This is a genomic window from Anaerocolumna jejuensis DSM 15929, assembly GCF_900142215.1.
Lineage (GTDB): Bacteria > Bacillota > Clostridia > Lachnospirales > Lachnospiraceae > Anaerocolumna > Anaerocolumna jejuensis.
The window spans coordinates 75,190-87,765 of sequence record NZ_FRAC01000029.1 but is presented as its reverse complement, the minus strand read 5'-3'; the positions used below and the strand labels follow the sequence as shown (position 1 = coordinate 87,765).

Annotated in this window: 18 protein-coding genes and 1 pseudogene; 11 read left to right on the top strand and 8 right to left on the bottom strand. The window is 34.0% G+C overall.

Annotation, left to right across the window (positions count from 1 at the left end; translation table 11 throughout):
• Window positions 1-186, top strand: a 186-nt coding sequence (locus BUB77_RS23315; RefSeq protein WP_073279418.1) for a transposase, incomplete at its 5' end; no start/stop codon positions are given.
• A gap of 277 nt (window positions 187-463) precedes the next feature.
• Here the strand turns inward: BUB77_RS23315 and BUB77_RS23310 are convergent.
• Entirely contained in the window at window positions 464-790 is a 327-nt protein-coding gene (locus BUB77_RS23310; protein ID WP_073279417.1) for a winged helix-turn-helix transcriptional regulator, read from the bottom strand.
• A 124-nt stretch (window positions 791-914) separates the two neighbouring features.
• Here BUB77_RS23310 and BUB77_RS23305 point away from each other — a divergent pair, with 124 nt between their 5' ends.
• Window positions 915-1,592 (top strand): flavodoxin family protein, encoded by a 678-nt coding sequence (locus BUB77_RS23305; protein WP_073279416.1) that lies wholly within the window; start codon window positions 915-917, stop codon window positions 1,590-1,592.
• Between the two features lie 230 nt (window positions 1,593-1,822).
• On the opposite strand, the gene BUB77_RS23300 is transcribed toward BUB77_RS23305, so the two are convergent.
• On the bottom strand, window positions 1,823-2,428 hold the full coding sequence (locus BUB77_RS23300; protein ID WP_073279415.1) for a lactate utilization protein: 606 nt from the start codon (window positions 2,426-2,428) through the stop codon (window positions 1,823-1,825).
• Between the two features lie 84 nt (window positions 2,429-2,512).
• Between BUB77_RS23300 and BUB77_RS31125 the strand changes: the two are divergent.
• Window positions 2,513-2,590, top strand: a pseudogene (locus tag BUB77_RS31125) (hypothetical protein); the annotation flags it as partial.
• 83 nt (window positions 2,591-2,673) lie between these two features.
• Here BUB77_RS31125 and BUB77_RS23295 read toward each other — a convergent pair.
• Window positions 2,674-3,057 (bottom strand): hypothetical protein, encoded by a 384-nt coding sequence (locus BUB77_RS23295; protein ID WP_073279414.1) that lies wholly within the window; start codon window positions 3,055-3,057, stop codon window positions 2,674-2,676.
• A 377-nt stretch (window positions 3,058-3,434) separates the two neighbouring features.
• On the opposite strand from BUB77_RS23295, the gene BUB77_RS23285 reads away from it, so the two are divergent.
• The 8 genes from BUB77_RS23285 (at window position 3,435) to BUB77_RS23250 (ending at window position 9,008) form a co-directional block, all read left to right on the top strand.
• The gene (locus BUB77_RS23285) at window positions 3,435-3,746 is read left to right on the top strand and encodes a hypothetical protein (RefSeq protein WP_139241293.1); all 312 of its coding nucleotides are present in this window, start codon (window positions 3,435-3,437) and stop codon (window positions 3,744-3,746) included.
• Between the two features lie 9 nt (window positions 3,747-3,755).
• Window positions 3,756-4,004, top strand: coding sequence for a tyrosine-type recombinase/integrase (locus BUB77_RS31050; protein WP_073279411.1), 249 nt, complete (start codon window positions 3,756-3,758; stop codon window positions 4,002-4,004).
• Between the two features lie 600 nt (window positions 4,005-4,604).
• Window positions 4,605-4,853 (top strand): helix-turn-helix transcriptional regulator, encoded by a 249-nt coding sequence (locus BUB77_RS31045; protein WP_073279410.1) that lies wholly within the window; start codon window positions 4,605-4,607, stop codon window positions 4,851-4,853.
• Between the two features lie 499 nt (window positions 4,854-5,352).
• Window positions 5,353-6,102 carry a hypothetical protein gene (locus tag BUB77_RS23270; RefSeq protein ID WP_073279409.1) on the top strand — a complete coding sequence of 250 codons (750 nt, stop codon included), beginning with the start codon at window positions 5,353-5,355 and terminating at the stop codon, window positions 6,100-6,102.
• Window positions 6,103-6,111: 9 nt separating this feature from the next.
• The gene (locus BUB77_RS23265; RefSeq protein WP_073279408.1) at window positions 6,112-6,828 is read left to right on the top strand and encodes a hypothetical protein; all 717 of its coding nucleotides are present in this window, start codon (window positions 6,112-6,114) and stop codon (window positions 6,826-6,828) included.
• Window positions 6,829-6,830: 2 nt separating this feature from the next.
• The gene (locus BUB77_RS23260) at window positions 6,831-7,415 is read left to right on the top strand and encodes a hypothetical protein (RefSeq protein ID WP_073279407.1); all 585 of its coding nucleotides are present in this window, start codon (window positions 6,831-6,833) and stop codon (window positions 7,413-7,415) included.
• Window positions 7,416-7,430: 15 nt separating this feature from the next.
• Window positions 7,431-8,378 (top strand): radical SAM protein, encoded by a 948-nt coding sequence (locus tag BUB77_RS23255; protein WP_073279406.1) that lies wholly within the window; start codon window positions 7,431-7,433, stop codon window positions 8,376-8,378.
• A gap of 417 nt (window positions 8,379-8,795) precedes the next feature.
• Window positions 8,796-9,008 carry a transposase domain-containing protein gene (locus tag BUB77_RS23250; RefSeq protein WP_073279405.1) on the top strand — a complete coding sequence of 71 codons (213 nt, stop codon included), beginning with the start codon at window positions 8,796-8,798 and terminating at the stop codon, window positions 9,006-9,008.
• A 154-nt stretch (window positions 9,009-9,162) separates the two neighbouring features.
• Here the strand turns inward: BUB77_RS23250 and BUB77_RS23245 are convergent, their stop codons facing one another.
• From BUB77_RS23245 to BUB77_RS23225, 5 genes are all read right to left on the bottom strand, one after another.
• Window positions 9,163-10,119, bottom strand: coding sequence for an NAD-dependent epimerase/dehydratase family protein (locus BUB77_RS23245; RefSeq protein ID WP_073279404.1), 957 nt, complete (start codon window positions 10,117-10,119; stop codon window positions 9,163-9,165).
• 157 nt (window positions 10,120-10,276) lie between these two features.
• Window positions 10,277-10,750, bottom strand: coding sequence for a hypothetical protein (locus BUB77_RS23240; RefSeq protein ID WP_073279403.1), 474 nt, complete (start codon window positions 10,748-10,750; stop codon window positions 10,277-10,279).
• Between the two features lie 512 nt (window positions 10,751-11,262).
• Window positions 11,263-11,403 carry a hypothetical protein gene (locus BUB77_RS30080; protein ID WP_170866722.1) on the bottom strand — a complete coding sequence of 47 codons (141 nt, stop codon included), beginning with the start codon at window positions 11,401-11,403 and terminating at the stop codon, window positions 11,263-11,265.
• Between the two features lie 81 nt (window positions 11,404-11,484).
• Window positions 11,485-11,919 (bottom strand): PIN domain-containing protein, encoded by a 435-nt coding sequence (locus BUB77_RS23230; RefSeq protein WP_073279401.1) that lies wholly within the window; start codon window positions 11,917-11,919, stop codon window positions 11,485-11,487.
• 122 nt (window positions 11,920-12,041) lie between these two features.
• Window positions 12,042-12,572, bottom strand: coding sequence for a GNAT family N-acetyltransferase (locus tag BUB77_RS23225; protein WP_073279400.1), 531 nt, complete (start codon window positions 12,570-12,572; stop codon window positions 12,042-12,044).
• Between the last annotated feature and the right edge of the window lie 4 nt (window positions 12,573-12,576).

Genomic DNA, 12,576 nt, shown 5'->3' with positions numbered 1-12,576 from the left:
CTGTTGAGAATGAATCGTAGTATTCAGGCAGAAGGAACATTTGGCATTTTAAAATGGGATAAATCCTACAAAAGATTATTTCGAAGAGGTGAGAAAAACGCAATTCTTGAACTCACACTGATTTCTTGTGGTTTTAATCTTTATAAATATCATAATAAAAAGCAGAGAAACAAGTTGGCTGCATAAAATCCAAGAACTATACTCATAGCTTTATTAAGTGCACGCTTTTTTATGGAAAAATCAATCATTATCATAAATAATAGGTAAAAAAACGAAGAATCACCAGAACCGGCATCTGTCGGAACTGGCGATTCTTAATTAAAGACTTATTTTACAGCCCCTTTAGCGCTTTTTATCAGATTTCAGGCATCAGGATACCGGCTTTCTGTACATTTTTTCTGTTCGCTTGTTCCTTTCTGCTCCTATCAAAGTACCGTTTACGGTTTGTATTAAACTGCATATATTAATTATCGATATGCTTCTCTCCCCATTGATACATAAGTTCCAGGATAGGAATAAGAGTTTTTCCTTCAATTGTCAACGAATATTCAACTTTAGGGGGGACCTCATTATATTGTTCCCTATTAATTAACTTGCTTGTTTCTAATTCCTTTAGCTGCTTACTTAATGTTTTATGTGCAATTGGCTGTAGTTCTTCTCTCAATTTGTTGTATCGTATTACTTCAGCCTTATAGATTTCCCATAAAATAATCCACTTCCACTTACCTTCTACTGCTGACATTGTGTAGTACATTGGGCATTTCCCATACTTACTCTCAAAATTTATCATAAGAACCTCCTTTACTAACCAAAAGGCTAGTATATAACAAAAATGTGCATACTTGAACAGTTTCCTAAAAGCATATATAATTTTAAAGATAAAGTCAAGTTCAAACACCAGAAAGGAAAATGATATGAAAATAATCGCAATCAATGGAAGCCCAAGAAAAAACAAGAACACTGCAACCTTACTTAAAAAAGCACTTGAAGGCGCAGAATCATATGGAGCTGAAACGGAGTTAATACACCTATATGACTTGGATTATAAAGGATGTGTTAGTTGTTTCGCCTGTAAATTAAAAAACGGTAAAAGTTACGGAAAGTGCGCATACAAAGATGGATTAACACTAGTCCTTGAAAAAGCAGCAGATGCAGATGCAATTATTTTTGGCTCTCCCATCTATTTTGAATCGGTTACTGGTAATATGAGATCTTTTATGGAGAGATTGATGTTTCCATACCAAACCTATACCACCGGTTATAAGAGTATATTTGGTCGAAAAATACCAACTGGATTTATTTACACGATGAATGTAACTGAAGAGCAAATGAACGAGTTGGGGTACGCACAGGGGTTGAGATTTTCAGAAGTGGATTTAGAAAGAATTTTTGGCTACTTTGAACCATTGGTCGTGAACGACACTTATCAATTCGACGATTATTCAAAATATGTCATAACTGTTTTTGATGGAGATAAAAAGGCACAAGTGAAGGAAGAGCAATTCCCTGAATATTGTAACAAGGCATTTAACTTAGGGCTTAGATTTGCTCAACAAGCTGAGTCATATAATGGTAATACAGATAACATTTAATAATGAATAAATTAAGCGCTTACCATATAAAATTATCATCGTTTTACTACTTTTCTACTAAATGAAGCGAGAAAGCCAACCAGTATTATTCCCTGTTGGCTTCCTTGCCTTACTCTAATGGTTTTAACTTTTTATCCTAATTTTGGCATTTTTGATTTCTATCTGGATCTTAGAGCGTAGACAAACTGATTTTAACTTTGGTGGGATTTACTCAATTAAATATCATAATCCTAATATCCAAGTTTTTCATGAATTAAAATAACTTCATATTCACTCCCTGTAGGCTTTTCCCATAATACAGAAAAATTTCTGCATATTCTCTGCGGGCTTTTACAATCGTAACATTTATCACCCATTATCGAACATGGCGTTTTTACTCCTAAACGTTTTGCATTAAGGGGTGCGGCTATATTTCTTGCTCTATCAAAGGCCTCTTCATAACTTGAAGCTATTTTATTTTCACCAATAATTAAATAAACTTTATCATGTCCAAAACTGATCGCAGATACACGATTTCCAGTATTATCAATATTGATGATTTCTCCTGTTTCGGCAATTCCATTTACCGAGGAAATATAAAAATCTGCAAGATTTGCCCTCTTTCTTACTTCCATTGCACTCATGTTTTCAGGTAATCGCATATGCCAATACACATCATTATGAGACACCAGTGCATCATACAGTTTCATTTCATCTACTGTAACTGAACCTCCAATTCCAATAGTTCTATTACTCATTTGATTAGATAAATACTTAGTTGCTTCTTCTGCATGATTAAATTCACTTACGATATAACCTAAGCACTCTAGACTATTTTTGAGTTTTGTAAATTCCATAATTGTGGGACTCCTATTCATACAAGTTTTCTTTTTTATAATCTGCATAAGACTATGGAAATAATTTGAGATTATGCTGCCAACCATATTGCATTTTTTATAACATGGATAATTCAAAATAATTTTATTAGCTCTTTGCATGCAAATGAAAAAAGATATTGATACTATATATTACTTCGATAGATAGATTTATTTGATCTGCCAATGTTTGAGCTATTCTTACGGATTCATTCTTGTACTTTTTTCTAAAAGATCCACGCATTGCAATATGATGAATTGTCATTATATTGACTTATTAGAGTCTGATTTCCGTATTGCGGATACGGAATTATATCTGTTTCAACATCCTTATCCATGAATGCAGCAACATATATATTGTCATAAAATATATAGCTATTGGCTTCAATATAAAAATGAATGACATTCTGAAATCCACCAATCTCCAAAATTCTAATATCTAAATAGTTAACTTCATTTTGCAAGGTAATATAACGTTGTTTCAATGCAAAAAACAAGCTTGTAGCCACACTATCTTCAACTAAAATGATTATATCTGGGTTTGTATCTTCTCTCATGCCAATAGCACCAATTGCTTTTGCAGGAGGGCATTTATAAATAATGTTAATCACATTTCCCGCCTCTTGCTTCAATAGAATAACACTTTTTTCAGATTTAATAATACTTGAGGAATGGGTAGAAATTAATATTGTAAGACCTTTTTCTTGAATCTATATAATTTATTTATCTAACTAATATTTTAACATTTATAAAGACTTTTTTCTACAAATAATTTCCATATTATGAAAAATATATTCTTGTAATAATTATTACCCATGTTTGCAGACTTCCTTGACCGATGGCTCGAGTATAAGTATAAACAAGCCACAGAGCAAACTCTTAGTAAAAGAAAATTGGAACTGGGACTCATTACATCAAATCCCGCTGACAAAATTATTTTTCCAAAGCAGGATAAATTTAAGGGTGATTACTATACAATTGAAGAAGTATGGGCTTTATTTGGCAAGGTAATTGGTACAAAAATGGAGATGCCCGTCATACCGTAACAGCATGTAATGTGAAAGGTAAGCATGTCATGATTACAAAAGACAAAGGCAAAAGTGACACCAGTCTTCGCTCCTTACCTTTGGTACCTTTTATGAAACAATGGTTGTTAGAGAAAAAAGCAGAACAAGAACAGAAACGTAAGTTATGTGGACGCTCCTACGATAAGAAATATTTAGAATATTTATGTGTAGACAGTATGGGAGATCTTATAAAACCAAACTATATATCAACCGCATTTCCCAAAATTCTGTAGCAGAATAACTTGAGACATATCCGTTTTCACGATTTATGTCATACCTGCGCGGCACTTTTGGCAGCGAGCAGAGTTGGAATTGAAGACATCATGGCTTGGCTCGGACATAGCGATATTAAAATTACTTCGGACTTCTATCTCCATCTGGAGTTCACTTCAAAGTTATCCTCGGCCAAATCCTTGGTTCAGACTTTTCAGCCGCAGGTCATACAGCAACCAGTTTCCACTGAGTCATCTCAGGAAGAACAAATCATTTAATTGCACCAACAGATTCAACGCCTACAGCTTCAATTACAAATGAATGGTATGCAGCCAATCATTGGAATGCCCGTTTTATCGGGTCAGGAAATGCTAAAAGCTGTCAACTTTTAATTGACAGCTTTTAGCTAGCGGAGAGTTAGGGGTTCGAACCCTAGAGACCTTTTACGGTCTATGGCTTTTCGAGATGTGACGCGCTTCGTGGACTTTCGTGGAATTATGAAGAAATTGATACCACTTCGCGGAGTTCAAAATACCTAAAGTTCGTTTGGCTGTTTTGTGTAGTGACATTTTAGGATAAAGTTACAGAACATTCTTTAGGGATACACCCCCACCCCAGAAAAATGGGTAGGTAAGAAGAATTAGAATGCAAGTATACTTACGTCCAGTCGGTGCAACATTTTCAAAATTGAGCCTGCTACAAACAATTTGGGCTGTCTGAATTTCTCAGCGGTGATTATATTGGATGTATAAATTGGAACTTACATTTTATAGAAATATATCTGCGTATTTTAGACTATCAATATTCTTTTAAGTATAACTCCATGGTCATAGAAATGACGCTGGAATTTATTCATAACAATAAATTTACTTTCCTATATGCGAACGAAGGATGTTGCAAACGCAATTAGAGTTAATCGAAGTTATCTTTCTAAACGGTTTAAAGATGAGGATGATGAGACAATAACCGACTACATACACAAAATCAAAATAGAATTATCTATCGGACTAATGGAAAGCAGCACTTATCATTTAAATGAAATTGCCGAGTTATTAGGTTATCGTAATTATTCTTACTTCAGTAGAGTCATTAAGAAATGTTATCATATGTCACCGGTGAGTATTTGAAAAATGACATACATCATTATTAAGATCTACCCTATCTCTTTATAAACTCTCCTTTGAATGTGTAACCAAGCAAACCAAACTTTGTGATTTATCCTGTCCCCCGTTGTCGGCGTCGTAATGTCACGGCAAAAATTCAGATAATCAATGGTTTAGAGTGAAGATTTTGCACCTGAAAATACTACTCACACATTGACTGGCTGGATAGGCGTAACGGCCTGATTTTAAAGCAACACTGTAAGAGGAATAAAGTCTTTTATATGCTCTTCTTGTAAGAGAGTTGCCGGTATTCCCGGTAAGCATTTTTCTATTTTTTACTAAGAATGTTTATTTAATCTGAACTTAATACATAAATTGAGTCAGTCATTTTCTGATCTCCCTAAATACGGTTTTTTAATAGTAGAAAAAAAAGGGATTATCTGGTATAATCATTTTAAATTTAGTACGCTAAAAAATTTATATACTACTTAAACAACCTTAAATGTTTGGAGGAGATATAACATTGAACACTTTGAAAAACCTTTGGTCTGAACATATTGCGCTATTAGATAAGCAAATTGATTTATATGCTTTCACGAATAGAGACTTAAAAGATTGGTTTCAGCCGTTAATCAATTCAATAACTGATGATGGAGCTGTCCCATATCTTCTTGAAATAAATAAACGATTTCGTGCCTCACCACTGTCTAGTACCATTTCTTGGCTAGATGATGCAGGCCTATTGCCTGTAAGTGTGCTAGACAAAATGCAAGATATGTTAATTTCTTTGCGCGATGGCAATATTCCTACAGATAAAGATCCTGGAAATGACCATAAAATGGAAGAAGACAAAGATGGGTGGTCGCTAGGTGAGGGAGTATCAGTGTGGTCTACAAGTTTCGCTATTATTGCACTACTTGATTCGCACGGAAACGGAGCAAAAAAGGCTACCAGGTTCAAATCATCTGTTTTGTGGCTAGCAAAACAATGTGATATTAACTCTAAAGGCTGGGCATACCAATTAAGTACTAACTGTTCAGTAAATCCAATTATGACCGCTTTAGCTCTTCGCGCGCTAGCGTTATCGCTAACCAAGCCTCATAAAGCCAATTTCAAATTTACCTTAGATGAAGAAAGGCAAATTTGTTCTTCGATAATGAATGGCCTTGATTATTTGAAGGACAACTGCCATCAATCACACTCAAAAACTTACTGGTGCTTTAACGATATCCCCCACTGTGCTGCCACAACATGGGTTTTGTTGGCACTTTAACAGTTATCAATGGTCGGAGAAACGTTCAGTCAAGATTGTTTAAATTATTACAATCAGATTGTAGAAAGCTCTCTATCATTTGTACTATCAAAAATGCCTAAGAAAGCACAAAAATGGGCTGATGAACAAGTCGTATATGAAGGTGGTGCAAAGTATAACAAACAAAAAAACTATTTTTCATATAGCGCAACACTTTTGCCACAGTTATTTATCATGGGACTTTCACCTTTTCATCCAAAGGTTATTAATCAAATTAATTGGCTTATAAACAATTCAACGGATTGGAAAATAACAGGTTATGATAAAAGCACAGCGTGTACTTTTACTTATGCTATGGTTCTTGCTACATTATCATGTTGGGTAAAACGTGTGGGATCTGACTTGTCTCCTATTTTGACTAGAACAATTAACAGCAACAGGAGAATTTCAGAGTTGATTTTTGGACTTATTCCATTAGAAAATACTCCATTTCAATTAATTTTTAAAAATAGGATATGGATATTCTTTATATCGGTAACTATGTTAATTGTTATACTCTCATTTGGAAGCGAAATTAATGAAAAAATCAATCTGTTATCAAATAGGATTGTACGACTATGGGATCAAACACCTAGCGATCGACATGATATTATAATTAATGTAGTTGCAGGTTTTGTTTATGCCATCATAGCAGGATCAGGAGCATGGATATTTAATTTTATCAAGAAGCGAGGCAGGAGGCGCTAAATATGATAAATCGTGTCACCTTAATGTCATTAAGCGAAGAACTTAATCGTCACAATATAGTTTGGGGTGTTGGAGGATCATATCTTTTACAGCTACATAATTTATACTCCGAACCCAACGATTTGGATTTATGGGTTCAGCCAAATGATATTCTAAATATTAGAGAAATTTTTAAGGGGTTTCCGGAGATTGAAACAGATATTCCTCTCCCTAAAGATCTGCATTTCAAAATGATGTATTATGATATTGAGGTAGACTTTGTTGCATGTTTTATTACAAAACCAAATCAATATCAATTTACCTATAATATCGAACCTGAAAATATTAAAATGATAGATCTTGATGGTATGCAAATTCCATGTACTTACTTGGAAGACTGGTATATAGTATATAGGTTGCTAAAAAGAGATGACAAAGCTAATCTAATTCAAAAAGTCTTCAGTAAAAAAAAGATTCCTCTTGATGAGCATGCTATTCAACGCGCTATTGATAATGAGCAAACTAAAATTCCTTTAAGATTAAAAAAAGATGTTTATGAATTAATTACTTCAGCAACTCAAATGACGTTGTTTGATTACGATCGTTGAAGAAAGAGGTGCCTTTTGAAACCACAAGTTATTTGTAGAGATGAAGATCAAAAATTAATACCACCACTTAGACTGATTTTGAACTACCAATGTAATGGCCACTGTGGGTTTTGTCATCACGAAGGCCAAAATATTGGAGATACGATGGAACTTTCTTTGGTATCCCAGTGTGCTACAATAGCAAATACATTGTCAATCCCTTCATTGGCCTTAACGGGTGGTGAACCCACTCTGAGATCCGATTTGTCATCAATAATTGTAAGTATACAAGATAGGTACAATGGAAAAATTAGCTTAACAACTAATGGAGCCCACTTATCTGAATTGTCCCCACAAATAATTACACCTCTTCATACAGTTAACTTATCTATGTCTTCATTTAATAAAGAAATATATAAAAAATATCAAGATGTAGATCCTATTAAAGCTTTAACTGCTCTGAATCATTTTCCTGCTCTTAATAAAAATTTAAATGTAGTGGTGGTGAAAGATAATTATCAGGAACTAAACGACATTATTTCTTACTGCGTCAACCATTCTTTGACATTAGTCTTAATGTTTGAACTCAAAGCATACTCTGAATTTGATATAATTATACAACAATATGTATTGAAAGAAATTAATAAACTTGGACAGGTAGTCTTTCAATTCGGCGCCACACCTTCGCTTGCTGTTAATGTTAGTGATTCTTGTAGAATCATTGTAAAACATCCGAAGCTAAGCGCGTTAATACAGAGATCCATATGTAAGGAATGCACGCAATCCATAAATTGCTACGAACGTGTATGCGCAGCTAGAGTGTACCCTAATGGCGTTGTAAGTCCTTGCCTAAATCAAGTCATTACATTTACAAACGATACTTTATTGGAAAAGCTAAAAAATACATATGCTCTTTTTAATGTAAATGAGTCGTTAAAAATACACATTGACAACCCATATAATATCATTTTTAGCCCTTTGTAATATCTTCTTACCATATGCGCTTATACCTTAAAAGCAATTTTTCTGATATGGACAGATTCCTTTAGATATAGAATACGGGATATCTTGTTTTAATATTGTAAATCGCAGCTCTTCAACCGCACTTTTCCATTTATAAAATAGTTCAAAAAAGAGGCCGAAATTGCTCATTTTGTGTCCAAAGCCACTATATGTTGCGGTTCAAATTATTTTTTATGTATATTTTGCTCCAAGTGAACCGCTTGCACGGTCAAACTGAGCCAGTCTCACGGTAAGCGCCTAATTTAGGGCTGGATTTCATCCACCGCCATTTTTCTATATAATTGTTATCAGGAAATGCAAGTGTTTTACTTCAATCCATCCATTGCGAGAATGCATTTTGAAGGATGGCAATTATGAGATCAAAACGAATTTCTGCTGATGAGCAGTTCAGACACACGGGAAGGAGCGACAGCTAATGCTCTCTATCTTATCCTCGTAGAGATGGCAAAGGTATATGGTCTAAATCTGTATGAATATCTGAAGCTCATGCTAGAGAAACGCCCCAGTAAGGATATGTCAGATGACGATTTAGCAAAACTTGCACCTTGGGATGAAACAGTCCAGGAACTTTGCAAGATCAAAATGGAGTAAAATGCTTGCATTCCGGAATTCTAGCAATAGGGTCCGGAATATTTTTTTGACATACCCTGAAACTATGCGCTTACTTTGAAAATAGTTTTGCAACGCGCCCTTGCTAAACATAACAGGAAGTTCAGAATTCCTTACAGTTGAAAGATGTCTTTCGCTACTTTGTTTGAATCAATCCTCTTTCTACATAACTTTGTATTGCTATCTTAATTGTTTCAACATTTGTGTACTTCGGATGATAGTCCAATAATTCCTTTTCCTTGTCAATATTGTAAGAACCACTTCTTGCAATATGAAGATAGGTACTGTCACATTCCTCATCATTACCTTCATATTCGCACCATTCTTTCCATGGCATAAATCCTATCTGTGGTTCTTTTCCAAAGAAATCATACATTAGCCTTGCATATCCATAAAGTGTAATTGAATTACCGCTTGTTGCCTCAAAGACCTCGCCGAGTGCCTTATCCCTATGAATAACAGCTTTGTAAAAACACTGTGCTACATCATATCCATGAACATGATGTAGCGTTTCCATACCAAAATTGGGGAGCATAATTTTCTCACCGTTGGCAATTTTCTGAAATGGCGTTAACGAAACATTTCCCCATGGACCAATAATTGCCCACCCTGGTCCGGAAATTTGACCCGGACGAATACAGGTCGCAGGAAATCCATTTTGTTCATATTCGTTCCTCAAGTAATTCTCTGAGGCAAGTTTATCTTTTCCATAATCACACAATGGTTCATTTGACATATCATCAGAATTTACTGGTAAAATTTCTGCTCTGCTGTGAGTCCAACAGGAAGAACAATACAAATATTGCTTGCAATTTGTTCCTTTCAATGCACTGACCATCAACTTTGTTTCACTGAGATTAAAATTAATTAAGTCTATAACGACCTCAGCTTGCATATCTGCTATAATCTTTGCAAAGTTCGGTTCTGCGTTGCGGTCTAATTTTACTTTTATAGCTTTTTCCCATAATGGATTTTCTTCATAAGGCTTAGATATTCCCCTTGAAATTGCAATTACTTCATTGCCGTCTTTAATTAACATAGGTACAAGATAAGTACCAATATGTCCATACGCTCCAATTACTACTACTTTCATATAAGTTATCCTCCCTTTTGCATTGTATTACATTACAGATTCAAATTATCATTTCTAGTATCCAACTAAGTGAATGTTAGTATGGTTTCATTTCGATAAATCTTAAATACCCATTTGCAAGTTGTGTTCAAAATCACCTTTATTTAATCTCTATCTATTACTCTTTTAGTAATGCATTAATAATAGGTGTTAGCGTTTCTATAACAGGTCGTTGTTGAAAATGTTTTTCATAATTAATTTTCTGAGATTTTTTCCGAGTTTCCAAACAGATACAATCATCCCAGACTATGGAGATTTGTGGAAAAATCATTTCATCTTCAAAGCATATGGGGAAAGACATCCCTCCTGTTGACTTTGCAATTCGTATAAGCTGAGGATTGTGTTTTTGCAAATTGTTTGCAAATTTCAATGCTTCAACTAACTCAGTTTCTTCTATTTGTTTTGTACCAACCAATCGCTCAATATATGCCACCATCGCATTAATTGTAGCAGATAGGTATGCATTGATAAAACGGAATTCGCCCATACTGTGGCCATCATTGATATAATTATCAACTGCTGCTTTGAGTTGATTAAAGAGTATCTCTATGTTACTCTTGAGCACTTTTTTTGCATTTTCATGTAATTCCATAATTCCCCCAAATATTCCGACGATAACGCTTCCTAAAATTACATTGCCCTAAAATGTTTCTCATCAAATTCAAAATCATCTACTATGTGTTGTCCAAGTTCAAACATGATGGGAAGTTCAGCCACACACGAATAAGAAACCATATAAAAACAGAAAATTAAATCATCATATCCTCTTTAATTATGCGATGCTTTCTCGAATGTATTAAGGATTTTTCTATATAACTCATATAGCCTCGGCTGGCACATACTACCCAACGTATCTAGACTGATATTTTTACGAATATTCCCAGCTGCAACTTCAAATAGTTTATGAAAATCATCCTCCTCTCCGACATAAACTGATTTATCATAATTCAATAAAGCCGGATTATTTTTAAACTGATCGCCAGTAATATCTATAATAATATGATTATCAGTTAACAACCATGCATGCGATTGAAGATTATCAAACGAATCATCAATATATGTACCACAGACATAATATGTCCTGATACCGTTTTCCAATAAAAATTAAGCTAATAAATCACTAGTATCACCACAGCATCCACGCGGAAATTTATGAAATGAAAAGTCCCTATCAAAATCCCCTGCATCCTTAGCCATATTTATTGCATCTCGAAATTGATTGACCAATCGTTCAATATCCTTCATCATATCCCCCTGCAAATTACTGGTCTGTCTGTTGCTTTTAATTGCATATTAACTTTATAAATATAATGAGAAATAATATGGTTAGAGCGTTTGGATGAAGTCATCAAACCTCATTACATCATAATTATTCTTTTTCATTTTATCATAAAATCTAGAATCTTCAGTTATTAAAGTGCAACCTTCAAAAACAGCAGTATCAGCAATGATAGCATCTTCTTTATTACTGATATTTTCATTCAGTATTTTTTTATATACTGTGCCATCTCCGGAAGCTGCATAATCATAAGATGTACTATCATATACAAATACCGATGTAGGGATTAACCTAGCTCTTATATCTGCTAACATTAAAATATTTCTTTTTCTGATCTCAAGCTTTTTATCTGGTATTGTACATAACTCATCGATTTGTATGGAAGTAATGTAATATTCATATTGAATTGAAGACTTACGCATCTTTTCTATAAAATCAGGCAATTTATCAAAAACATTTGAGTCAAACATTATCTTCTTCATCTTTAATCTCCCCTCTTTAATCTCCCCATTACTTCCGTTTTCAAACTGTAGAGCATATGGCCTACAATAAATATAATGAGAAGTTCACACTGAGCAATAAATTGATATTAAACAGTCCACGGTCAAAAATTAAATTTTACTTTAATCTTATAATAATCTTGATAATCTCTGAATGTATTAATGTATTCCCATCCATTATTTTTTAAAGCCTGACGTCGTTCTATAGCATTTGGAATAGCTTTTGTTACCAGATATTCATTTCCAAAAATCTCATAAAAATTATCTTTAGCAAAAATGAATATTTCAGATAGATATGATGCTTTTTCATAAGCGCTAACTATATCGACACGAAGTACTCCTGTTTCTCCACCAAATCCTTCAATTGTCCCAACTGCTTCACCTGTCGCATTGTCTACTATTGAAAATCTAATGAAGTATTGCTTTTTATAAAAATCCAGCCAGTATCCTATTGTCTCTGACATTTTCTCCTGAGAATCGATATAAAATCCAAAATCACAGTTGTCATCATTCATAAACTCAACGGCTGTTTTATCGTTATAGCATTTAAAAATTGGCTCGCTATCATCTTCGCTTATAAGTCTAATAGTAAAGTTTTTTGTTGTAGATGTTGGACATTCTAAATATGGATTCAAAATA

What these genes read in the sequence shown, in the direction of transcription:
- BUB77_RS23300 (WP_073279415.1), bottom strand. Translation starts at nt 2,428, where the DNA reads ATGGAATTTACAAAACTCAAAAATAGTCTAGAGTGCTTAGGTTATATC.
- BUB77_RS31045 (WP_073279410.1), top strand. Translation starts at nt 4,605, where the DNA reads ATGCGAACGAAGGATGTTGCAAACGCAATTAGAGTTAATCGAAGTTAT.
- BUB77_RS23305 (WP_073279416.1), top strand. Translation starts at nt 915, where the DNA reads ATGAAAATAATCGCAATCAATGGAAGCCCAAGAAAAAACAAGAACACT.
- BUB77_RS30080 (WP_170866722.1), bottom strand. Translation starts at nt 11,403, where the DNA reads ATGAAGGATATTGAACGATTGGTCAATCAATTTCGAGATGCAATAAAT.
- BUB77_RS23240 (WP_073279403.1), bottom strand. Translation starts at nt 10,750, where the DNA reads ATGGAATTACATGAAAATGCAAAAAAAGTGCTCAAGAGTAACATAGAG.
- BUB77_RS23265 (WP_073279408.1), top strand. Translation starts at nt 6,112, where the DNA reads ATGGTCGGAGAAACGTTCAGTCAAGATTGTTTAAATTATTACAATCAG.
- BUB77_RS23250 (WP_073279405.1), top strand. Translation starts at nt 8,796, where the DNA reads ATGAGCAGTTCAGACACACGGGAAGGAGCGACAGCTAATGCTCTCTAT.
- BUB77_RS23230 (WP_073279401.1), bottom strand. Translation starts at nt 11,919, where the DNA reads ATGAAGAAGATAATGTTTGACTCAAATGTTTTTGATAAATTGCCTGAT.
- BUB77_RS23285 (WP_139241293.1), top strand. Translation starts at nt 3,435, where the DNA reads ATGGGCTTTATTTGGCAAGGTAATTGGTACAAAAATGGAGATGCCCGT.
- BUB77_RS23310 (WP_073279417.1), bottom strand. Translation starts at nt 790, where the DNA reads ATGATAAATTTTGAGAGTAAGTATGGGAAATGCCCAATGTACTACACA.
- BUB77_RS23260 (WP_073279407.1), top strand. Translation starts at nt 6,831, where the DNA reads ATGATAAATCGTGTCACCTTAATGTCATTAAGCGAAGAACTTAATCGT.
- BUB77_RS23245 (WP_073279404.1), bottom strand. Translation starts at nt 10,119, where the DNA reads ATGAAAGTAGTAGTAATTGGAGCGTATGGACATATTGGTACTTATCTT.